Source organism: Pseudomonas sp. MNR3A, assembly GCF_009650575.1.
Taxonomy (GTDB): domain Bacteria; phylum Pseudomonadota; class Gammaproteobacteria; order Pseudomonadales; family Pseudomonadaceae; genus Aquipseudomonas; species Aquipseudomonas machongensis.
In genome coordinates this window covers 45,044-67,702 of the sequence record NZ_VZZS01000006.1, presented here as the reverse complement: position 1 = coordinate 67,702, position 22,659 = coordinate 45,044, and the positions used below count along the sequence as shown (strand labels likewise).

Sequence of the window (22,659 nt, the reverse complement as noted above, 5' to 3'; positions counted from 1 at the left end):
GCCCGGATTCATGGCGCAGGACCTCCACGCCGCCCGCAAGGACGACCTGATACTGCACCCACCGTTGATGGCCGAGCTCACCAGCGCGCTGACCGAGGCGGTGGTCTATGCGGCCGCCACGGCCGCAGTGGGTGCGGCCTTGGGCGCCGCCGTCGCCGCCACCATCGGCACCGGCGGGGCGGCGGCTGCACTGGTGCCGGTGGCCGCCGGCCTGCTGGTAGGCGCGGCCAGTTCGCTGCCCGGCGGCGGCGACAAGAGCATCGGCGAACACATTTCCGACTTCAGTGACTGGGTCGGCAACTCGTTGTTCCCGCCCGAGCCCTATGGCGCCATCCTGACCGGCTCCGCCAACGTCCATATCAATGGCGTGCCCGCTGCCCGTGCTGCCGGCATCAGCCTGGGCGTCGAGGCCTCGCCCGACACCCCCGAGCCACCCTCCATCCTGGAAAACGTCGGTGCCTACGCCATGCTGGGCGCCTCGATGATGCTCCCGATCATCGGCCTGGCTCAGGACATCGCAAGCATCTTCAACCCGCCGATCACTACACCCGCCGATCCCGGCACCCAGGAGAGGGGCGAGGATACCGTCACCTGCAGCAAGCACCCGGCCAAAAACTTCCTCGCCCAGGGTTCGGACAAGGTCTTCATCAACGGCCAGCCCGCAGTTCGGGTCGGCGACAAGACCACCTGCGACGGCCCTGTGGGCATGACCTTCTCACCCAATGTGCGCATCGGCGGCGGCACCCTGACCGTGCGCGATATCCGCGACGGCAAGAGCGCGCTGGCGAAGATCATCGGCATCGTCGCCGGCATGCTCCTCTCGCGCCGGGGTGGCAAGGCCCGCTCACGCCCGGGCAAGGCACCCAAGCCAAAGTCGATGATTCCCAAGTGCAAGGGCCATCCGGTGATCGTCTCCAGCGGTGCCAAGCTGCTCGATGGCCCTGACGACCTGGATTTCGCCCTCCCCGGCCTGCTGCCGATCGAGTGGGCCCGGCGCTACGACAGCAACGACACGCGCGGCGACGGCGTGTTCGGCCTGGGCTGGAGCCTGCCTTATGAAGTGTGCATCGAGCGTGTCCCCCACCCTGAAGGGGGCGAGCTGTGGATCTATGTCGACGAGGAAGGCACGCGTATCGAACTGGGACGCCTGCAGCCAGGCAGCGCACTGGTCAGCAGCCTCGACGGCCTGGCGTTCTTCCATCAGGATGCCGGCATCACCGTGGTCGAGGACATCTACAGCGGCCAGTACCAGGTGCTGCGCACCGACCCGCACGACCCGAGTCGTTCACGCCTGGTGCAACTGGGGGATCGCAACCTCAACCGCCTTGACCTGCTCTACGACAACGACGGCCGCCTGCAGTACCTGGTCGACACCTTTGGCCGCACGGTGGTCGAACTGCTCTACGACAGCGTGTATGCTCGCCGCGTCGGCCAGGTGCAACGTCTGTTCCTGCGCGAGGGCAACGACTTTGTGGTCGAACGCCGTGAAACCCTCGCCACCTACACTTACACCCCTGCCGGTCAACTGAGCGAAGTACACGAGCCGGGCGGCCAGGTGCTGCGACGCTTCAGCTATACCCCTGAAGGCCTGATGGCCAGTCACACCCTGGCCAGCGGTGCGACCTTCCATTACCAGTGGCAGCGCTTCGCCGCCGTCCCTCGTCCGACACCGAACCTGCCGCCGCTGCTCGAGCCGCAGCCAGACCATGAGTGGCGGGTGATCCGTCACTGGAGCGAAGACGGCGAGGACTACCACTTCCACTACGACCTGGCGCTGGGTCATACCGAGGTCACCGACAGCCTCGGTCGCAAGGAACATTTCGAGTGGGGCCCGTTGCACGAGGTATTGGTGTATGTAGATGCACTGGGCCAGCGCTGGCAGGAAGAGGTCGTCCAGGGCCAGTTGCTGGCGAGCATCGACCCGCAAGGTGCCGAGTGGCGATACCACTACGATGCACTCGGGCGCCTGATCGAAAGCCACGACCCGCTAGGGCGTTGCGAGCGCACCACCTACACCGAGCACTGGGCGCTGCCCACGCACATCAGCGATGGCGCAGGCCACACCTATCGCAACGCCTACGACACCCGCGGCAACCTGATCAGTACCACCGATCCGCTGGGGCGCACCACGCGCTACCGTCACGATCGACAAGGCCGGGTGGAACAGGTCACCGACGCACAGGGCAAGACCCGCCAGCTGGAATGGAACGCCCGAGGGCAACTGATTCGCTACAGCGACTGCTCCAACCGCACCACCCTCTGGCGCTATGACGAGCGCGGTCACCTGAGCGAAGTCTTCAACGGCCGCAACAACCGCACCCGCTATCGTTTCGACGCCCGTGGCCACCTGCTGGAAAGCATCCGCGCCGACGGGCGCGTCGACCGCTACCAGGTAAACCTGTCGGGGCAGTTGACCCAGCACATCGACCCTGGGCAGCAGCTCACCCGATGGCACTACGACGAGCGTGGGCGTCTCAGCCAACGCACCGACGCCATGGGGCTCACCCTTCGCTTCGCCTGGGATGCGCACGACCGCCTGCAGCGTCTGCAAAACGAAAACGGCGAGCACTACGCCTTCCACTGGGATGCCCTGGACCGCCTGGCCGCCCAGCACAACCTCGATGGCGGCGGTCACAGCTATCGCTACGATGCAGCGGGCAATGTCATCGAGGCGAAGCTGCACCCGGCCCGCGACGCCGAGCCGACGTTCCCCGGCAGCCCGCCGGAACCCGAAGCGTCGATACAGTCGCAATACTTCGAGTACGACGACGCCGGGCGCCTGTTGCGCAAGCGCACCGACGACGGCGTCACCGACTACGAATATGACCTCGCCGACAACCTGCTGGCGATCACCTTCACCAACCTGCAGGGAGAGCCAAAACGGCTCGCCTTCAGTCATGACGCCCTCGGGCAACTGCTGAGTGAAACCGGTGAAGCGGGCCGGCTTGCCTACGAACATGACGAACTGGGCAACCTGCAGACCCTGACCCTGCCTGATGGCCGACGCCTCAACCATCTGTACTACGGCAGCGGCCACTTGCATCAGCTCAACCTCGACGGCCGGGTGATCTGCGATTTCGAGCGCGACGAGCTGCATGCCGAAGTCCTGCGCACACAAGGCCGGATCCAGACCCGGACCCGCTACGACAGCACCGGGCGCCTGCTGGAAAAAGCCCTGCATGTACAGGGCGCAGGCCCCGGCAGCCTGGCCCTGCTGAGCAAGCAGTATCGTTATGACGACAGTGACAACCTGATCGGCGAGGACTTCATCCAGTGTCAGCGAGCCCGCGACGGCGAGCCGCCCACGCACGCCCAGATCATCGGTCGCCTGTTCGGCACCGACGCCAGCGGCAATGTCCAGCGCGGTCAGGTTCGCTACGACTATGGCCCCACAGAACGCATCCATGGCGCCAGCCGCACACTGCCTCATCGCAATGGCCAACAGGTCGAGCACTACGGCTACGACAAGGCCGGCAACCTGCTCGACGGTTACCCGATCAAGGGCTACGTACGGCACAACCGCCTCAAGGTCTACCAGGACAAGCGCTACCGCTACGACCGCTTCGGCCGCCTCAGCGAAAAACGCACTGGCGCGCACCTGATCCAGTGCTTCGAATACGACGCCGAGCACCGTCTGGTGCGCGTGCACCAGCAGCGAGGGCCGGTGCACGAGCGGGTGGAATTCGACTACGACCCGCTGGGGCGCAGGATCGCCAAGCGCCTGTACCGTAACGATCACCCTACCCCTGTCAGCCAGGCCCTTTTCCTCTGGCAGGGTCTGCGCCTGTTGCAGGAAATCCAGGACGACAAGCCCAGCCTTTACGTCTATGCCGACAGCGACAGCTACGAACCCCTCGCCCGCCTCGACGGCGCACCCGGCGCCGAACTGCTGCACTACTTCCACACCAACCTCGCCGGGCTGCCCGAGCAGCTCACCGATGAAAACGGCATGACCGTGTGGCAAGGTGAGTTCGAGACCTGGGGCAAGTGTCGGGAAGAATGGCACCATGCCGGGCAGAACCGTCAGCAGAACCTGAGGTTCCAGGGACAGTACCTGGACCGGGAGACGGGGCTGCACTACAACACGTTCAGGTTCTATGATCCGGAGGTGGGGCGGTTTACGCAGCAGGATCCGATTGGGTTGCTATCGGATTACAACCTGTACCGATATGCTGCAAATTCTTTTGCCTGGATCGATCCTCTAGGTCTCAGCACTAGCCCGACCCTACCAGGACGGGTGCTTGCTTCGGACGGAAATACTAGCATCGTGCATTACTATGATGACTTAGGTCGAGAGCACGCCGACCCTATCCACTTCCACATTGAAGAAGGGGGTAAGTCGGTGGGGAAAGTTAAAGCTGACGGCACTGTGCTAGACGGTAAAGTAAATAAAAAGGCAGCAGGACTGCTCAAGGATCGTTCGGTCATCAGCAAATTACGAAAGGCAGAAAAGCGCATCGCTAATTATATTCGTAAGGTAGGCGGTGGAATTGTAGGTGGACGGCCATTCAAGCCAGGCGCCAGAGGCATTAAAGGAGGGTGTTCATTGTGAAAAATACCAGTAGAGATGTTCAGGAAACACTCCTATCACTGTACCGTGAGCACAAAGCTGTCAACAACCTCTGGTACGATAAGCAATTCTTCTCAGAAATCCTGACCTTTGCACTTTCGGCTCAAGCCAACCGACCGGCGGGCACCGAAGTCAACGCCTGCGCAAACTACTTCATCAATCACACACTTGTTTTTCTTATCGACTCATCTGAAACTCTAATTACATTATTGAAATCGATAGCACAAAAACCATTGCGCGCCACGCTGATCAGTCAATGGATTTCGAATGAACTTGTAGCACTCTCACGAATCTCTGATTTCGCGCAGTATAAAGACATGAGTGCTCTAGCAAAAATCTCAGACACCGATACTGAGATGATTGCCAAACTCAGTGCACGCCACCTGATAAGACAGGCCGAGCCCAATAGCTTATCACTTTCAAACCTCACGCCCGCACATTTGAACCTGAGCAGGCACCTGCAGGAATATTTAATCTCTTGGGCATACGAAGAAGAAAAACTTGACGAATGCGCCGTGAACACCTTTGAGCGCGAGCACCCTAAGAAATACGACATGCTAAAAAGAATAAAAACGCAAAAGTTTGACCCACTAAACAAAGACAACAACAATCCGCAAACACCCAAGAACACCCACACATAAAAATGGATAAGACACTTAGCAACAAACTACTAACTCTCAGAGCACAAAAATATGCTTCACACCTTCTTGGGATTCAGTCCTGTAAACTCAAACACCTGCGACCAGACGATTTCTCTTGGCATAGAGAAACGTTTAATTACATGCACGCTGTCGCTGAGAAGGCAGATGGACGCTTACTGCCTCACCCAACGAAAGCAAATGAAGTCATATCGGCCATAACTGATGCCTCGAACATATACAAAGAATTTGAATGCTGGATATTCTTCGAAAACAGAATAGGCCTAAATTTTTACGGGTACGATTTTGGTGCATTCCTAGGAAGTTTATTCAGACTCGACAAAAGCTACGACGCTCAATTGGCCTTACTGATCCGGATTTCATCATATCGCTGAGCGACGATGAGCACGCCATCGAAATGCACATCGTCAGGTCGGCTCTGCCATCAAAAGGAATTTGAATCGTGGCGATGGTTCGCACTCTGTTCTGTCCACTCATCGATGCGAAAAAAGGCCGGTAGCATGAGCTACTATAATGCGGGGAAAAAAGAGTTGTTTTCAGTCTGTTGCTCGACCTGCGCACCAAGCTTCAAGTCAGGTTGGATGGCCGTGAACCTTTTTTTAGACAACCATCTCATCGGGGCCAACGAAGAAATCACGCAGATCGACACCTTCTTGAACATGGTCAACGCCAAACTCGCAGATTATGATCTCGATTACGCTGACTCCCTAAGAAATCTGGACAAATCGGCCGTGCTTTCCCAGATCGAGCAAGGGTACGAGCACGCTCAAAACTGGATTGATTCTCGCAAAATTGGTGCTCTGTTCCTGTCACTGAACCTGACGCCATGCCTTGATGGCGATGTGGTGATTCTGCTCATGCTTGAAACAACGGACCGGGTCATTTGGAGAGCTCATGACGATGACGTGGTGCGAGAAATTTTCCTACCTCCTGGATACGTAAAAAACACACTGAACGATGTGATAAATTTTTTCAGCCCGCCCAAAAACCATGATTAGTTCTTTCGAAACCACATTGCTCGAGGTGCTCGGGCTCGTCGCAGATTTCGATCCAGAGTATGCACAATGGAGTTGCAAGCTCGGCACAGGGCCCCTCCGATTGGAGTTGGTCTACTCACTGGACGGTACTGTTTCGACATCGCTGTATCTTGACGATAGGCTTCTGGCGTTCAATTACGCCAGCGGGCTGCATTGCCTTTCGATTGACGAGGACGAGATCTCATGCGACATCATGTCCGGATCACTTAGGCGAACACTCACCATCAATATCAATTCGCTAAGAGTGAGGTGGCAGGACTTATGATTCAGAACACCCGTTGAAACCAACGCTCCCGCGAGTGACCCTCAAGCCAAATGTGCGCGCAGCGGTAGTTGAAAGCCGTGGAGCCACGTTTATCCGAGGACCTGCAAAAGTGAGCCAGACCCGAGGTCTACGCGGTACCTGTGGGAGCGGATTCACCCGCGAAGCAAACACCGCGGTAGATGGCACCGGCTTTGCCGGTGTTCGCGGGCAAGCCCGCTCCCACAGGTACTGCACAGGCCGGGCAGGAGCCATACCTGCTAGAAACAGCGAATCTCGACCTGCCCCCGTTCCATCCTCACCGGCCACACCCGCAACCGCTGCCCCGCATCCTCCAGGCAACGTCCATCACGCAAGCTGAAATGCTGCTTGTACAACGGCGCCGCCACCACCAGCTCGCCTTGCAGGCTGCCAATCAATCCCCGCCCGATAACATTGGCGCCTGAACGCGGGTCGCGGTTGTCCACGGCGTACAGTGTCTGCTCCTGCCCAGGCAGGTAGAACAGCGCCACCTGCTCGCCCTCGAACCAGACCACCACACCCGAATCGGCAATCAGATCATCGACCCGGCACACCGACTGCCAGATATCCTGTGGTGCAACGACAGCATTGGACAGGTTCATCAAACGAGCTCCTCGACAGTAGGGATCAACTCCAGCGGCGTAGCCGGTCGACGCTGTTCGCGCTCACGCACGAAATGCACATCCGGGTCGGGGCGCTGGTCGTTGACGAAGGTGCGGAAGCGCTTGAGCTTCTCCGGGTCTTTCAAGGCGTTGGCCCATTCGCATTCGTAGCGGTCGACCACATGCTGCATCTGCGCTTCCAGCTCGTCGGCAAGGCCCAGGCTATCGTCAAGGATCACCGCCTTGAGATAGTCCAGCCCGCCTTCGAGGCTCTCGCGCCACACCGAGGTGCGCTGCAGTTTGTCGGCGGTGCGGATGTAGAACATCAGCACGCGGTCGATCAGGCGGATCAGGGTGTCGTCGTCCAGATCGGTGGCGAACAGTTCGGCATGGCGCGGGCGCATGCCACCGTTGCCACAAACGTACAGGTTCCAACCCTTGTCGGTGGCGATCACACCGATATCCTTGCTCTGCGCCTCGGCGCATTCACGGGTGCAGCCGGACACCGCGAACTTGAGCTTGTGCGGCGAGCGCAGGCCCTTGTAGCGGTCCTCGATGCGCAGGGCCATGGCGACGCTGTCCTGCACGCCGTAGCGGCACCAGGTGCTGCCCACGCACGACTTCACCGTGCGGGTCGACTTGCCGTAGGCATGGCCGGTCTCGAAGCCCGCCTCGATCAGCTCGCCCCAGATCAGCGGCAATTCGTGCAACTGCGCGCCGAACAGGTCTATGCGCTGGCCGCCGGTGATCTTGGTATAGAGATCGTATTTCTTCGCTACCTGGCCGATCACGATCAGCTTGTCGGGGGTGATTTCACCACCCGGGATGCGCGGCACCACCGAGTAGGTGCCGTTCTTCTGCATATTGGCCATGAAGGTGTCGTTGGTGTCCTGCAGCGGTACCAGCGAAGGGTCCATGATCGGCTGGTTCCAGCACGAGGCGAGGATCGAGCCCACGGTCGGCTTGCAGATGTCGCAACCGACATGCCCCTTGCCGTGGCGCTCAAGCAGCTCGTTGAAGGTACGAATTCCCTCGACCCGCACCAGCGCATACAGCTCCTGGCGGGTGTAGGCAAAGTGCTCGCACAGGCTCTTGTCGACGGTCACACCGCGCGCGGTCAGTTCGTGCTCGAACACCTGCTTGAGCAGCCCCGCACAACCACCACAGCCGCTGGCCGCCTTGGTGCAGCCCTTGACCGCCGCCAGGTCCGCGCAGCCACTGTCGATGGCCGCGCAGATCGCACCCTTGCTGACGTTGTGGCAGGAGCAGATGGTCGCGCTGTCGGGCAGGGCATCGGCACCGAGCGTGGGCGCGCCGCCACTCTGCGGCAGGATCAGCGCCGCCGGATCCTGCGGCAGGGCGATGCCGTTCTGTACGTACTGCAGCAGGGTGTCGTAATAGCTGTTGTCGCCGACCAGTACCGCGCCGATCACCCGCTTGCCGCTGGCGTCGACCACCAGGCGGCGGTAGCTGGCGTTGGCCTCGTCGATATAGCGGTAGCTGCGCGCGCCTGGAGTGGCGCCGTGGGCGTCACCGATGGAGCCGACATCGACCCCCAGCAGCTTGAGCTTGGTCGACATGTCGGCACCGGTGAACTCGGCACTGGCCTCGCCGACCAGCAGCGCAGCAAGGTTGCGGGCCATGCTGTAGCCTGGAGCAACCAGGCCGAACACGCTGCCGTTCCACGACGCGCACTCGCCGATGGCAAAGATCCTTGGATCGCTGGAACGACAGTTGCCGTCGATGACCACACCGCCGCGCGGCGCGATCTCCAGCTCGCAGGCACGCCCCAGGGCGTCACGCGGACGGATACCGGCAGAGAACACGATCAGGTCGGTTTCCAGGTACTCACCACCATCGAAATTCATGCGGTGGCGATACTCTTCGCCCGGGTCGATCGACTGGGTGGCGCGAGACAGATGCACGCCGACCCCCAACGCTTCGATCTGCGCACGCAAGGCTGCGCCCCCTTCATGATCGAGCTGCACCGGCATCAGCCGTGGCGCGAACTCCACGACATGAGCCTCCAGCCCCAGCGACTTGAGCGCATTGGCCGCCTCAAGGCCCAGCAACCCGCCACCGACCACCACGCCACGCCGCGCCCCGGCAGCCGAGGCGCGGATGTCGTCAAGATCGTCGAGGGTGCGGTAGACCAGGCAGGCGGTACCGGTGGAGCCTTCGATCGGCGGTACGAACGGGTAGGAGCCGGTGGCGAGGATCAGTCGGTCGTAACCGTAGCGGCCCTGGGCAGTGACCACTTCGCCCAGCGTGCGGTCGATCTCCAGCACCGCTTCGTGCAAGTGCAGATGCACGCCGTGCTGACCGTAGAATTCGGGCTCGCACATCGCCAGTGCCTCGGCGCTGCTGCCGGCGAAGTATTCCGACAGGTGCACACGGTCGTAGGCGCGCTGGCGCTCCTCGCCGAAAACGCGCAGCTCGAAGCGCGCCAGGGCGCCGCGCTCGATCAGTTGCTCGACCAGGTGATGACCGACCATGCCGTTGCCGACAATGACCAGTCGCTCTCGTTGTCCGCCGTTCGCTGTTGCCTTCATAGCCGATCCTCGATCACGGTGTGCGGGGCTTGCCCGACGCAAAGACAAAAAAAGGCGCCTGGAGCCGAAGCTCCAGGCGCCTTTGCCTGTACTCATCAGTGTGAGGCCCCTGTTGATCGCCGTTGATCAGTGGAGCTGTGTTGTAAATCGTTAAAAGCAGGGAGCGTGCCAAGGTGCAATCGGTGCTGGCACTATCGCGGGACAAGCCCACGCCAACAGGGGATGCAGCGTTGCGCGACCTGCAGGAGCGGGCCTGCCGCGCGAGAGCGCCGCACGCTGCACCGCCTCAAGCCGGTGCACCGCTCCCCATCCCGGTGCACTCAATACACATCGCGTCGATAACGCTTGCTCTTGCTCAACCCCTCGACATAAACCGCCGCCGCCTCGGCGCTCATCCGCCCGTGCTCGGCCACGACCTGGCGCAGCGCGGCATCGACATCCTTGGCCATGCGCTGGGCATCGCCGCAGATATAGAAGTAAGCCCCCGCCTCCAGCCACTGCCACAGCTCGGCACCCTGTTCGAGCATGCGCTGCTGCACGTACAGCTTCTCGGCCTGGTCACGCGAGAACGCCGTGCTCAGGCGCAGATGACCGCTGGCCTCCCAGGCCTGCAACTGCTCGCGGTAATAGAAATCGAAGGCTGCATGCTGCTCACCGAAGAATAGCCAGTTGCCGCCAGTCGCGCCGCGGGCTTCGCGTTCTTCGAGAAAGGCACGAAACGGCGCGATACCGGTGCCAGGACCAACCATGATGAGCGGTGTGGCATCGTCGTCCGGCAGTCGGAAATGCCGCGCAACCTGCGGGAAGATCGCCACCTCCAGCGCTTCGGCGCGGTCGGCGAGAAAGCTTGAACTCACGCCCTTTCGCTGGCCATAGCGCACGGTTGAAACGGTCAGGTGCACCTGCTGTGGATGGGCCTTGGGGCTGGAGCTGATCGAGTACATGCGGGGCTGCAAGGGCTTGAGCAGAGTCAACCAGTGCTCCAGTGACAGTTGCGGCGCGAAGGCAGCGAGCACATCGGCCAACTGCCGCCCCCACAGCCAGTCCGTGAGTTCGGCCTTGTGCTCGGGCAGCAGCAACCGACGCAGTTCACCGGCCTCCGGCGCCTGGCTGAAGGCTGCAAGCTGCTGCGAAGTGACCCGGGCGATCTCCAGGTGCCGCTCCATCGCCTCGGCCAACGGCATCGCCGGCAAGTCGGGCAGTTGCACGCACGTCTGGCCATCGAGCCCCATCAGCTCGAGCAGCTCCTGGACCAGCGCCGGGCAGTTGCGCGGCCAGACACCCAGCGCATCGCCTGCCTCGTAGACCAGCCCGGTGCCTTGCAGGTCGAACACCACCTGGCGCGTTTCCTTGGTCGCTCCGGGCGCATTGAGCACACGGTTCTCGATGATGGGAGCCAGGCAGGGCTGCTGCCTGCCGAACACTGGCGCCGGCTTGGCTGTGACCTGCGCAGCGGCCGTCGGCCCCAGCAGCGGCAACAACGCCTGCAGCCATGTGACGAACGATGGATCGAAATCCGGTTCGCAATCGACCCGATCGAGCAGACGTCGGCCGCCCAGTTCAGCCAGACGCTGGTCGAGCTTGCGGCCAAAACCGCAGAACTGGTCGTAGCTGGAATCACCCAACGCCAGCACGGCGAAGGGCAGTGCCGCACACTGTGCCCCCTCCTCGCCCTGCAACGCCTGCCAGAACGCCGAAGCGCAGTCAGGCGCATCGCCGTCACCAAAGGTACTGGTGATCAGCAGCACGCTGGCGGCGCCACGCAACTGGCTGGGGCTGACTGCATCCATGCAGCTCAGCTCGACGGCCAGGCCCGCTTCGCGCAGATGCGCCGCACAGCGCTCGGCCAGCGCCTCGCCATTGCCGGTCTGCGAGGCCCACAGCACCCGATGCCTGGCAACCTCGGCCATGGCGACCGGCGCCACCACCGGCTGGGCGAACAGGCCGGCGATCAAGCCATCGACGAACAAACGACTGGCAGGCGCAAGCGGCGCACCGGGCGGCAGGCTGGGCACCCCCGGTGCGCGCGCCTGCCCAAGGCCGAGCAGAAAGCCCTGCAGGTAACGACGCTCCTCGTCCGCCAGGACGGGGGCCGGCAGGCTGTCCAGCCCCAGCAGGCGAGACAGGGTGTCGGTGGGCATGATGGCAGACTCCGTAGAAATGGCGCAGGGCAGCTCGAGTGCCTCGATGCGTTCGCCTGCAACCCGCTCCAGGGTCACGGCGCAATGCTTGAAGGCCGGTTGCAGGGAAGTTGGATCGACCGCGTCGCAGGTCACGGCGTTGATCGCCAGTTGCTCGCCATACAGGTCGTTCCAGTGAAAAGGGGCAAAGCAGTTGCCGACCAGCACCCGCTCGCTGATGCGTGCCGGCAGCACGGCCTGGCCGCGGCGCGAGCGGATCGCCACCTGGTCCTTGTCGGCGATGCCCAGGCGTCGGGCGTCCTCGGGATTGATCTCGACGAAGGGGCCGGGCTCGAGCTTGTTCAGGCTCGGCACCTTGCCGGTCTTGGTCAGGGTGTGCCACTGGTGCTGCACGCGGCCGGTGTTGAGCACCAGCGGAAAGTCGGCATCCGGCAGCTCGGCCGGCGCCAGCCAGGGCCGAGCGAAGAACCGCGCCTTGCCACTGGGCGTGGGAAAGGCCAGTGCGGGGCGCTCGCCCTGGGCATCGTGCAGCAGCGCCTGGCTGCTGCCGTCGTTGAGATAGCGCAGCGGGCTGCGGTCGTCCGCGCGCCCGGGCGCATTTGGCCACTGGCGCGGCTTGTCGCGTAGCTCGGCGTAGCCGATGCCACGCAGGTCATAGCCGGTGGTGGGATTCCAGAAACGGCGGATCTCGTCGTACACCGCTTCGGCATCGGTATAGCTGAACGCCTCGGCATAGCCCATGGCACAGGCGATGCGGGCGATGATGCGCCAATCCTCAAGGCTTTCGCCGGGCGCTGCGACCGCACGCGGCATCAGGGTGAGGTTGCGCTCGCTGTTGATCATCACGCCCTCGCCCTCGGCCCACAACGCGGCCGGCAGCAGGATGTCGGCATGGCGGTTGGTCTCGGTGTCGAGGAAGGCGTCCTGGGCGATCACCAACTGCGCCTCGTGCAGGCCGTCGATCACCTGCTGGCGGTTGGCGACACTGGCCACCGGGTTGCTGCAGATGATCCAGCAGGCCTTCACTTGCCCGGCCTTCATCTGCTCGAACAGCGCCACCGTGCCTTCACCGCCTTCACTGCGCAGCGCGCCCGGCGCCAGGCCCCACTGCTGCTCGACGAACGCACGGTCGCCCGCCACCTGCGCCGAACGCTGGCCCGGCAGGCCCGGGCCCATGTAGCCCATCTCACGGCCGCCCATGGCGTTGGGCTGGCCGGTCAGCGAGAACGGTCCGCTGCCAGGTCGGCAAATCGCGCCGGTGGCCAGGTGCAGGTTGCACAGCGCGTTGCTGTGCCAGGTGCCATGGATGCTCTGGTTGAGGCCCATGGTCCAGCAGCTCATCCACTCCGACGCCCCGCCGATCCAGGCAGCCGCCTGACGGATATCGGCCTCGGCAAGGCCGGTCAGGGCCGCGACCCGTTCGGGGGGGTAGTCGGCGAGAAACGCAGGCATCTCGTCCCAGCCCTCGGCGTGGCGGGCGATGAAGTCGATGTCTGTATGGCCGTTCTCGTGCAGCAGGTAGAGCAAGCCGTTGAGCAGGGCCAGATCACTGCCCGGGCGCACCTGCAGGAACAGGTCGGCCTTGTCGGCGGTGGCACTGCGACGCGGGTCGACAACGATCAGCCGAGCCCCGGCCTTCACTCGGTCGAGCAGGCGCAGGAACAGGATCGGATGACAGTCGGCCATGTTGGCGCCAATGACGAAGAACACCTCGGCACGCTCGAAATCCTGGTAGCTGCCCGGCGGGCCGTCGGCGCCCAGCGACTGCTTGTAGCCGCTGCCGGCACTGGCCATGCACAGCCGCGAGTTGGATTCGATATGGCGGGTGCGGATAAAGCCCTTGGCCAGCTTGTTGGCCAGGTATTGAGCCTCCAGCGACATCTGCCCGGACACATAGAGCGCCACGGCATCCGGCCCATGCTCGTCGATGATCGCGCGCAGGCGCGCGGCCGATTGCGCAATGGCGTCGTCCATGCCGGTGCGCACCGGCTGCTGGCTGCGCTGCTGGCGCACGAAGGCGTGCTCCATGCGTCCGGCAGCGGACAGTGGCAGGTGTGCGGTGAGGCCTTTGGTGCACAGGCGTCCGAAGTTGCTCGGATGCTGTTTGTCACCGCTGATCTTGACCACCTTGCCCTCGGCCACGGTCATGACAATGCCGCACCCGACCCCGCAATACGGGCAAACGCTGCGCACCTCGCTGCTGCTCATGGGCGGTCTCCCTGAAAACGCAAAAGGCGCCGGCTACCCGGCCTGCAGGGCAAGCGGGGTAACACGGCGCCTTTGTCGTGAAGATGTAGGGCCCCTCGGCGTTGAGGGGTCCGGATGCTGCTGAATCAGCAATTTGCGGGCCAGTTGCGCAATGGCGGTGGCCTTGGCGCGGGCAACCCGCACCCGCAGGCCTGCGTAGCCCCAGAGGGCGGGTCGCCCCGCGAAAACATCGACGCGATATCCGCCCCGTCTTGATGCCCCCGCGCACCAGAAGATGACACGACGCCCAACCGACTATATGATCCGTATACGTTTCATATACCAGGGAGACTCCCCATGGGCATCGTCAAGATCTGCGACGACCTCCACGAAGACCTGCGCATCGCCAGCGCCGCGATGTCGCGCTCGATCAACGCCCAGGCCGAACACTGGATCCGCATCGGCATGCTCGCCGAACTGCACCCCCAGGCCACCTACCAGGAACTGCTGCGTCAACTGCTGCGCCAGGAACAAGCGAATCTCAAGGAGCTGCTGCAATGAGCGAGGTGATACTCAAGAACCCAGAGCAACTGGCACTGATGCGCAGGGCCGGGCAGTTGCTGGCACAGGTGTTCGCCGACCTCGACGGTTTCATCCGCACCGGGGTGACCACGATGCAGATCAATGACCGCGCCGAAGCCTTCATCGTCGAGACGCTCAAGGCGCGCCCGGCGAGCAAGGGCCAGTACGGGTTCCCCTATTCGCTGAACACCTCGGTGGACCAGGTCGTCTGCCACGGCATGCCCAAGGTTGACGAGGTGCTGCAGGAAGGCTCGATCATCAACGTCGACATCACCCTGGAACAGGGCGGCTATATCGCCGACTCGTCGAAGATGTACCGCATCGGCGCAATCAGCGAGGAGGCCCGGCGCCTGGTCGACACCACCTACAAGGCGCTGTGGAAAGGCATCGAACAGGTGCGCCCCGGCGCCACCCTGGGCGATATCGGCCACGCCATCCAGCAGTTCGCCGAGGCGGCGGGCTACAGCGTGGTACGCGAGTACTGCGGCCACGGCATCGGCCGGCAGATGCACGAAGCGCCGCAGGTGCTGCACTACGGCCAGCGCGGCATGGGCCTGAAACTCAAGCCCGGGATGGTGTTCACCATCGAGCCGATGATCAACCAGGGCGCCCGCGGCACGCGCACGCTGAAAGATGGCTGGACGGTGATCACCCGCGATGGCGGGCTGTCGGCGCAGTGGGAGCACACCGTCGCGGTGACCGAGCAGGGCTATGAAGTGCTGACGCTGCGAGCGGAAGAAGGCCGGCGTTGAGGCCTGCGTAGACGGCCCCCTTGCTGCCTCTCTACAATCGCGCCACACCCCTCGCCCCGGACACTCTTCATGGACGAATCCGCACAGCATTGGCTGCATGCCCTCTCCGCCCCGATGGCCGCACTCAACGGTGCCAGCTACACCGCCGCCGAATACTTCGAAGGCGAAGACCAGACCGACCTGGAAAGCGGCTGGGGCATCAGCACCCGTGCCCAGTTGCTCGACGTGCTCGGCATGGCCGACAACGGCCACGCCAGCGAGATGAGCAACGCCTACTGGCAGTTCCAGCGCTGCCTGCCAAGCCAGTGGCAGGCACTGCTCGCTACGCTGACACCACGTGACCAGGTCAAGTACAACTACGCCGCCCGCACCTTTCCCGACTGCGGCCCGGGCGGAACCCGCGCCTGGGACATCGGACGCATGAGCTTTCTGCTGCGCGCCGGGGTGAAAAAGGATCATATCAGCCGCGACGAAAGCCTCTACCTGCACTATCGCCTGGCCTTGCGCGCCCGCCATTACTACAACCGCTGGGACAGCTACATCGCCGGGTACCTGTTCGGCAAGGCGCTGTGGAATGTCTCCGACAGCAGCGACGAAACGTTCGCCGCCAACCTGGAGCGTCAGGGCAACGAACACTGGAATCGCTGCATTGTCCTGAACCTGAGGATCGGCGCCAACGCGCTGCTCGCCGACCTGCCCTGGGAGCTGCCGTTGCCTGAGCCGGAACGCCCGGCATCACTGGAAGAGGACTGCTGGTCATGAGTTGCTGGATTCGCCTGGGCATCGAGCCGACCCAGGACCTCGACACCATCCGCCAGGCCTACCGCGGCCGCCTGCCGACGCACCATCCGGAAACCGACCCCGAAGGCTTCCAGGCCCTGCGCGCCGCCTACGAGGAAGCACAGCGCCTGGCCCGCGAACACGCCGAAACCGGCGCGGCGCCCGAGCAGCAAGCAGCCGACGGACAGAGCGAAGCGTCCACCAGCGAAGTCTTCGAGGCGTTCCATGCACTGCTCGAAGACTCCACTCGCCGTTACGAACCCCAAGCCTGGCAGGACTACATCGCCCAGCTCGACGAACTGCCCCTGGAGCAACTGGAAGACCTCAGCTGGCGACTGCTGCACAACCTGCGCAACTGCGGACCGATCTCGTACCAGTGCGCACGCCTGCTGGCCCAGCGCATGGGCTGGGCCGAGCAGTTGCTGCGCCTGGCGCCGGAGGATGCCCAGGAGATAGAGGCCTTCCTGCAGCGCATCGAGGAACCCGATCCCTTCGACACCCGCCTGATGCAAAGCTGGTCGCCCGCCGCGCAACTGGAAACCCTTTGGTACTTCCGCAGCCTCGGCTACTACCATCAGGAGCGCCCGCTGTTCGAGTACGCACAGTTCGCCGGGTGCCACACCTGCGTGGCGTTCCCAGACGACGAGCATCTGGTTCAGCGTCTGACCGAACAGTTCAGCCAGGTGGGCATCGGCAGCCTCACCCTGCATGCACGCCTGCAGCTCCAGCACCAGCAGGCGCCGGACGATGTCGACCTGCTGTTCTTGCTGGCCCGCCAGGCCGACGCCCTGGGCGCCGAGCAGCAAGCCCTGGACTGCTGGCTACGGCTGTGGCGCGAACACCGCCACCCGCAGGCCGAACGCTGGCTGCTCGACCTCTGCGCGCGCTACCAGCCGCAACGCCTGCCACTGCTGATCCAGGCCCTCGACCAGCAGAGCACGCCCGACACCTGGCCCGCCGACCTGGCCGATCCGGCACAGGTCTTGGGCAGCCCGGCACAGTCGCCGCAGACACTGGCGCGCTGGTCCGAAGCCTCGCGCCTGGGCCTTGAGGGCATCGCCGCCACCTACATCGACTGGCGCCTGGACGGCGACGACGAACTGCCGCTGCTCGCCTGGCTGCTGCCCAACCAGGACGATCGCGAATTGCACCGCCGCTACTGGCAGGCCTGGGCCCTGCAACGCGGTGAAGCCGGCTTGCTGCGCACCATTGTCGATGAGCGCCTGGGCAACGACCCGCTCGATGCCTTGATCCTCGAAGGCTTCCAGCGCCAGGCGGCGCAGCAACTGCATTGGCTCGAACATTCACTGGTGGCGCGTGCACTGGTGGAGTATTGCGCACGTGACGAGGGGCCGGTGGAACTGCCAGAGGCGCTCAAGTCCGACGCACTGCACCCGGCCTGCCGCGAGTGGCTGCGGCGCATGCGGGTTTATTCGCCGCGAGCGCTGGGCGAGCTGAACGAGCATTTCGACATGCGCCGCATGTTCACCGTGCCATTCGGCCTGGTGCTGATGGAAGAACTGGCACTGAACGGCATCGAGCTGCCGCCGATGGTCGAGGGCGAAGCGCTGTGGAACTGGCATCGCCAACAGTTGTTCATGCTGGCCACGGCGCAACAGCCGCAACGCTGGCTGGACCTGGCGCCACCGCAACTGGCCGCCCAGCTCACCTACCCGAGCGACCATCCGTTCGCCCCCCTGCACAAGGTACTGATCGCCCGTCAGGCTCAGTTCAACGAACACAATGCCCTGCTCGGCTGGATGGACGACCGCGACCCGCTGCAGGCACTGGTCGCCAGCCGCCTGCACACACTGGGTTACGTGTTCGGCAGCACTCGCCTGCCCAGCGCGGTACGTCTGCTCGAATGCCTGGAAGAAGACGTCGGTACCCTCGACGGCCACCCACTGGGCTACATGCTGCTATGCGCAGTGCTATACCACGACCCAGAGCTCGATGCTCAACAGCGCGCCCGCTTGCGCGATCGCCTCGAGGCGATGAACAACGACAGCCCCTGGTTCGCCCCGCTGCGCGATGGCCTGATCGCCGGCAAGGTCAAACGTCCGCCGCGCCAAGCGGTAGAGCAGGAAGAGAAGGTCGACGGCAAGCTGCTCAACGAGATCCTCGATGCCTTCAATCACCTGGTCAAATCCGCATCCCCGCCAGGCACCCGCAGCCTGATGCGCCTGCAGAAAGCCAAGGATGACCCGGACCAGGACACCGGCCTGCGCTGCGCCAGCATGGCGATACTGGCTCGCGCCGAACGCTTGCTGATGGCCCGTGTCAGCCAGACGCCGGTACCCTCCTGGGCATTCTGGCGCCTGGACAGCCGCCTCAATCGCAGCGACCTCATCGCCCACGTGATCGTGATGCTGCTGGCGGGCACGGCGCTGACCACCGCGACCAAGAGCCCGATGCTCTGGACCCTTGTCGTGTTGCTGCTGTTGACATCCTTCCTGCGGCGCTTGCGCGACTTGGGCCAGGGCGTCTGGGCACTGGTGGGGTTGCTGGCCGTCAGCCGCCTGCTGCCATTCGCACCGCTGCTTCTGGTGGGGCTACCCGGCGACAAGCTGGCCAACCGCTATGGCCCTTCACCGGACGACCCCGACCAGTTGCAACTGGGCCTGCAAGTGGCCCTGCGGCGCCTGAATCATCCCTGATCAGTAGCGCAGCTCGTCCAGCGCCTGGCTCAACTGCTGGCGCTGGCGACTGATCTCGGTGGCCTGCTGGCCAGCGAGCACGGCATTGAAGGCGTCCAGCCAACTGCCGATGAGGTCGCGCTCATCTCCCAGGCTCTGCATCCAGGCGCGCTCCAGGCGGGCCAGCAGGGTGCGGTTGGGCAAGGCGTCGCGCGGGTGGATTTTCAATCTCGCCAGGCGCTCGTGGCTGGCCTGGCGGGCGTCGCTGTCCAGCCCGGTCGGGCTGCGGTCGATGCTGTGGCTGTGCTTGTGTCCGGTTTCGAGGAACGTCACGTCCACTTCGAGCAGGCCATTGATGTCGTAGCTGAAGCGCACATCCAGCGACTGCACCTGGCCGGTCGGCTGCAACGGAATCTCGAAACTGTCGACCAGAATGTTGTCGCGCACCCAGGGCCGCTCGCCCTGGTACACGGCGATGCGCACCACTTTCTGCTCCGGATGGCTGCTGTAGAAGCGCTGCACACGCGAGGTGGGGATCACCGTGTTGCGCTCGATGATCGGGGTAAAGGCCCCGGACACGTCCTCGCCACGGGACGAGGCGACCCCCAGGGTGTAAGGACAGACATCGGTCAGGATCAACTCGTCGATCGCCGAATCCCGCGCCTTGCAGGCTGCCTGGCTGGCGGCGCCAAGAGCGACGATGGTGTCCGGATCGAGGTGGCGGTACGGCAGGCGGCCGAACAGCTTGGCCACCAGTTGCTGGATCTGCGGCATGCGCGTGGCCCCGCCGACCAGCACCAGGCTGTCCAGTTCGCGCGGGCTCAGGCGCGCATCACGCAGGGCCTGCTCGATGGGGGTCCGTACCCGTGCCAGCAACGGCGCCCAGATCGACTGCAGCCGGGCCTGGTCAAGCACCCATTCGCGGGCCTGGCCATCACCGCTCCAGTACAGGGTGCGACTGCCCTCGCCCACCTCGCGTTTCAGCTGCTCGATCGCATCATGCAGGCTCGACAGCGCCTGGGGCTCAAGGGTTTCGGCACTGAGGTTCCAGTCACGCAGGCAGGCATTGAGCAAGGCCTCGGTGAAGTCCTCGCCCCCCAGATAGTTGTCACCGGTTGAAGCATGCACCTCGATCAGCGGCAAGGCGTATTCCAGCACAGTGACGTCGAAGGTCCCGCCGCCCAGGTCGAACACCAGGGTGCGCTCGAACTTCTGCTCGTGCAGCCCGTAGGCCATGGCGGCCGCGGTCGGCTCATTGATCAGGCGCTGTACCTTCAGCCCCGCCAGCTCCGCAGCGAAGACCGTGCGCTTGCGCTGCTCGTCGCTGAAATAGGCCGGCACCGAAATCACCGCTTCACTGACCGCACACCCCAGATACGCCTCGGCATCCTGCTTCAACGCACCCAGCACCAGAGCCGAGAGCTCTTCCGGGGTGAAGCGGTGCTCGCCGAGCTCGAAGCGCTTGTCACTGCCCATGAAGCGCTTGAAGGCCGCAGCGGTGCGATGGGGGTGGGTGGTCAGGCGGGCGCGGGCGGCGCTGCCCACCAGGATGCTGCCGTCGTCGTCGACGCTGACCACCGACGGCGTCAGCACCTCGCCCACGGCGTTGGCGATCAGCTGCGCCTTGCCGTCCTGCCAGACCGCGATAAGGCTGTTGGTGGTCCCCAGGTCGATACCCAGCAGTGGGGTCGACGGCGTGGGCGTTGGAGAGGTGCTGGCATCCTGCATGGTCGGTCTCTGCTTGCAAGGTAGAGCCGGCGCGCGGCCTGCTGGCTGCATCCGGCGTGTAGGGGGATTCTGACGCAATGAGCCAGCGAGTTGAAGGCGTAGATGCGAACCCGGCGTGCCTGCTGACCCAGGGCGGCACCAGGGACGGAAAAATATTCATCGAACACGGGAATAGAAGCCGACACCGGGGCGTTGTCCCTGCATGGCCGATGCATAAGGCCATCATTCCCCCGAACGGATTCGGATAACCGCCAGAGGTATCTCTCATGTTGAAGAAAAGCGCACTCGTTCTTTCATTGGCTCTGACCTGCGTGTCTGGCCTGGCCTTGGCTGATGCCCCCGCGAAGGTCGGCGACAGCGCCCTGGGCAAGGTCCTGGTCGACAGCAAAGGCCTGACCCTCTACACCTTCACCAAGGACAGCGCTGGCAAGTCGGCGTGCAACGGTCAATGTGCGCAGAACTGGCCGCCGCTGGCCGCCGGCCCCTACGCCAAGGCCGCCGATGGCTACAGCGTGATTACCCGCGACGATGGCAGCAAGCAGTGGGCTTACAAAGACCAGCCGCTGTACGGCTGGGTCAAGGACCAGAAGCCGGGCGATACCACCGGCGAAGGGGTCGGCCAGGTCTGGCACGTGGCCAAACCCTGAAGCTGAAACACCACGGGGGTGTCGATGGACAGCCCCCGTGGTGTTTGTGCAAGACAGAAACAAAAAAAGCGACCCTAAGGTCGCTTTCTTTGTGGCTTCCGGGTGTTCAGTGGGCCCTGGAAGCTGGAATATGGCGCAGCGGACGGGACTCGAACCCGCGACCCCCGGCGTGACAGGCCGGTATTCTAACCGACTGAACTACCGCTGCGCTATACATCGAGTGGTGGGTGATGACGGGATCGAACCGCCGACCCTCTGCTTGTAAGGCAGATGCTCTCCCGGCTGAGCTAATCACCCTTCGTCTCGGTGTGGCGCGCATTCTACGGAGGAGCCTGTACCCTGGCAAGCACTTTTTTCAAATTTTTTATCTGATCTTTCAAAGACCTATGAATAAGTCACTGCTGGCCCTCTGACAGGGTTGGCCTGCAACCACTGCTCGGAGAATAATGCCCGCCTTATGTATTAAGGAGAGATTCCCCCTCATGTGGTTCAAGAACCTGCTGACCTACCGCCTGACCCAGGATGTCCCGTTCGAGCCTGAAGCGCTGGAGACCGCCTTGGCCAGCAAGCCGGCCCGCCCCTGCGCCAGCCAGGAGCTGACCACTTACGGCTTTGTCGCTCCGTTCGGCAAGGGCGAAGACGCTCCCCTGGTACACGTCAGCGGTGAATTCCTGTTGATTGCCGCACGCAAGGAAGAACGCATCCTGCCCAGCAGCGTGGTCAACGACGCGGTCAAGGAGAAGGTCGAAGAGATCGAGACCGAGCAGATGCGCAAGGTCTACAAGAAGGAACGCGACCAGATCAAGGACGAGATCATCCAGGCCTTCCTGCCGCGTGCTTTCATCCGCCGTTCGATGATCTTCGCTGCCATCGCTCCGCGCCAGGGCCTGATCCTGGTCAACTCGGCCAGCGCCAAGCGCGCCGAAGACCTGCTCTCCACGCTACGTGAAGTCATGGGTTCGCTGCCGGTGCGCCCGGCCACCGTGAAGATCGCCCCGACCGCGACCATGACCGACTGGGTCAAGTCGCAGCAGCCTGCCGAAGGCTTCTATCCACTGGATGAATGCGAGCTGCGCGACACCGCCGAAGACGGTGGCATCGTGCGCTGCAAGCGCCAGGACCTGGCCAGCGAGGAAATCCAGTTGCACCTGAGCACCGGCAAGCTGGTCACGCAACTGGCCCTGGCCTGGCAAGACAAACTGTCGTTCGTGCTCGACGACAAGATGGTGATCAAGCGCCTGAAGTTCGAGGAATTGCTGCAGGAGCAGGCCGAGCAGGATGGTGGCGACGAAGCCGCGCAACAGTTCGACGCAAGCTTCCTGTTGATGATGATGACCCTCAACGAATTCCTGCCGGTGCTGTTCGAAGCCCTGGGTGGGGAAGAGATTCCGCAGGGGGTCTGATTCAGGTTGAAAGGCCGGTGCTGGGTGGTTGTGTGGTCGCCAGCACCGACCTCTTCGCGGGACAAGTCGGGGCGCCGAACCGCCGCTCCCACAGGGCCAG

13 protein-coding genes and 2 tRNA genes are annotated in these 22,659 nt (G+C 63.4%); 9 read left to right on the top strand and 6 right to left on the bottom strand.

Annotated elements, in window-relative coordinates; translation table 11 throughout:
* Positions 1-10 precede the first annotated feature (10 nt).
* The 3 genes from F6X62_RS04590 to F6X62_RS04580 all read left to right on the top strand — a co-directional run bounded on the left by F6X62_RS04590 (position 11) and on the right by F6X62_RS04580 (position 6,227).
* Positions 11-4,552: an RHS repeat-associated core domain-containing protein gene (locus F6X62_RS04590; protein WP_153772826.1), complete on the top strand. Its 4,542-nt coding sequence runs from the start codon at positions 11-13 to the stop codon at positions 4,550-4,552.
* Entirely contained in the window at positions 4,549-5,211 is a 663-nt protein-coding gene (locus tag F6X62_RS04585) for a hypothetical protein (protein WP_153772825.1), read from the top strand. The genes F6X62_RS04590 and F6X62_RS04585 overlap by 4 nt, the downstream gene beginning before the upstream one ends.
* Before the next feature lie 518 nt (positions 5,212-5,729).
* Complete coding sequence (locus tag F6X62_RS04580; protein ID WP_178117520.1) at positions 5,730-6,227, top strand: Imm42 family immunity protein; 498 nt, start codon at positions 5,730-5,732, stop codon at positions 6,225-6,227.
* Positions 6,228-6,788: 561 nt separating this feature from the next.
* Here the strand turns inward: F6X62_RS04580 and nirD are convergent.
* From nirD to F6X62_RS04565, 3 genes are all read right to left on the bottom strand, one after another.
* Entirely contained in the window at positions 6,789-7,151 is a 363-nt protein-coding gene (nirD, locus tag F6X62_RS04575; protein WP_153772823.1) for a nitrite reductase small subunit NirD, read from the bottom strand.
* The gene (nirB, locus tag F6X62_RS04570; protein ID WP_153772822.1) at positions 7,151-9,703 is read right to left on the bottom strand and encodes a nitrite reductase large subunit NirB; all 2,553 of its coding nucleotides are present in this window, start codon (positions 9,701-9,703) and stop codon (positions 7,151-7,153) included. The genes nirD and nirB overlap by 1 nt, the downstream gene beginning before the upstream one ends.
* Before the next feature lie 320 nt (positions 9,704-10,023).
* Positions 10,024-14,052: a bifunctional nitrate reductase/sulfite reductase flavoprotein subunit alpha gene (locus tag F6X62_RS04565; protein WP_153772821.1), complete on the bottom strand. Its 4,029-nt coding sequence runs from the start codon at positions 14,050-14,052 to the stop codon at positions 10,024-10,026.
* Between the two features lie 336 nt (positions 14,053-14,388).
* Here F6X62_RS04565 and F6X62_RS04560 point away from each other — a divergent pair, with 336 nt between their 5' ends.
* From F6X62_RS04560 to F6X62_RS04545, 4 genes are all read left to right on the top strand, one after another.
* Positions 14,389-14,592, top strand: a complete 204-nt coding sequence (locus F6X62_RS04560; protein WP_054890915.1) for a ParD-like family protein — start codon at positions 14,389-14,391, stop codon at positions 14,590-14,592.
* A complete protein-coding gene (gene map, locus F6X62_RS04555; RefSeq protein WP_153772820.1) occupies positions 14,589-15,365 on the top strand; it encodes a type I methionyl aminopeptidase in 777 nt (258 codons plus the stop codon). The genes F6X62_RS04560 and map overlap by 4 nt, the downstream gene beginning before the upstream one ends.
* 69 nt (positions 15,366-15,434) lie before the next feature.
* Positions 15,435-16,127, top strand: a complete 693-nt coding sequence (locus F6X62_RS04550; RefSeq protein WP_153772819.1) for a DUF1266 domain-containing protein — start codon at positions 15,435-15,437, stop codon at positions 16,125-16,127.
* Positions 16,124-18,802 carry a DUF805 domain-containing protein gene (locus F6X62_RS04545; RefSeq protein WP_153772818.1) on the top strand — a complete coding sequence of 893 codons (2,679 nt, stop codon included), beginning with the start codon at positions 16,124-16,126 and terminating at the stop codon, positions 18,800-18,802. Before F6X62_RS04550 ends, F6X62_RS04545 begins: the two co-directional genes overlap by 4 nt.
* Here the strand turns inward: F6X62_RS04545 and F6X62_RS04540 are convergent, their stop codons facing one another.
* Positions 18,803-20,509, bottom strand: coding sequence for a molecular chaperone HscC (locus F6X62_RS04540; RefSeq protein ID WP_153772817.1), 1,707 nt, complete (start codon positions 20,507-20,509; stop codon positions 18,803-18,805). It lies immediately after the preceding gene.
* 266 nt (positions 20,510-20,775) lie between these two features.
* Here F6X62_RS04540 and F6X62_RS04535 point away from each other — a divergent pair, with 266 nt between their 5' ends.
* Positions 20,776-21,156, top strand: coding sequence for a hypothetical protein (locus tag F6X62_RS04535; protein ID WP_054890920.1), 381 nt, complete (start codon positions 20,776-20,778; stop codon positions 21,154-21,156).
* Between the two features lie 131 nt (positions 21,157-21,287).
* On the opposite strand, the gene F6X62_RS04530 is transcribed toward F6X62_RS04535, so the two are convergent.
* Both F6X62_RS04530 and F6X62_RS04525 read right to left on the bottom strand, forming a co-directional pair.
* A tRNA-Asp gene (locus tag F6X62_RS04530) sits at positions 21,288-21,364 on the bottom strand.
* Between the two features lie 13 nt (positions 21,365-21,377).
* Positions 21,378-21,453, bottom strand: a tRNA-Val gene (locus tag F6X62_RS04525).
* Positions 21,454-21,638: 185 nt separating this feature from the next.
* Between F6X62_RS04525 and rdgC the strand changes: the two genes are divergently transcribed.
* Positions 21,639-22,559: a recombination-associated protein RdgC gene (rdgC, locus tag F6X62_RS04520; protein WP_054890921.1), complete on the top strand. Its 921-nt coding sequence runs from the start codon at positions 21,639-21,641 to the stop codon at positions 22,557-22,559.
* The last annotated feature ends 100 nt before the right edge of the window (positions 22,560-22,659 follow it).

Excerpts from the sequence above, each read along its gene's own strand:
- F6X62_RS04590 (WP_153772826.1), top strand. The coding sequence starts at position 11 with ATGGCGCAGGACCTCCACGCCGCCCGCAAGGACGACCTGATACTGCAC.
- F6X62_RS04580 (WP_178117520.1), top strand. The coding sequence starts at position 5,730 with ATGAGCTACTATAATGCGGGGAAAAAAGAGTTGTTTTCAGTCTGTTGC.
- nirD (WP_153772823.1), bottom strand. The coding sequence starts at position 7,151 with ATGAACCTGTCCAATGCTGTCGTTGCACCACAGGATATCTGGCAGTCG.
- nirB (WP_153772822.1), bottom strand. The coding sequence starts at position 9,703 with ATGAAGGCAACAGCGAACGGCGGACAACGAGAGCGACTGGTCATTGTC.
- F6X62_RS04565 (WP_153772821.1), bottom strand. The coding sequence starts at position 14,052 with ATGAGCAGCAGCGAGGTGCGCAGCGTTTGCCCGTATTGCGGGGTCGGG.
- F6X62_RS04560 (WP_054890915.1), top strand. The coding sequence starts at position 14,389 with ATGGGCATCGTCAAGATCTGCGACGACCTCCACGAAGACCTGCGCATC.
- map (WP_153772820.1), top strand. The coding sequence starts at position 14,589 with ATGAGCGAGGTGATACTCAAGAACCCAGAGCAACTGGCACTGATGCGC.
- F6X62_RS04550 (WP_153772819.1), top strand. The coding sequence starts at position 15,435 with ATGGACGAATCCGCACAGCATTGGCTGCATGCCCTCTCCGCCCCGATG.
- F6X62_RS04545 (WP_153772818.1), top strand. The coding sequence starts at position 16,124 with ATGAGTTGCTGGATTCGCCTGGGCATCGAGCCGACCCAGGACCTCGAC.
- F6X62_RS04540 (WP_153772817.1), bottom strand. The coding sequence starts at position 20,509 with ATGCAGGATGCCAGCACCTCTCCAACGCCCACGCCGTCGACCCCACTG.
- F6X62_RS04535 (WP_054890920.1), top strand. The coding sequence starts at position 20,776 with ATGTTGAAGAAAAGCGCACTCGTTCTTTCATTGGCTCTGACCTGCGTG.
- rdgC (WP_054890921.1), top strand. The coding sequence starts at position 21,639 with ATGTGGTTCAAGAACCTGCTGACCTACCGCCTGACCCAGGATGTCCCG.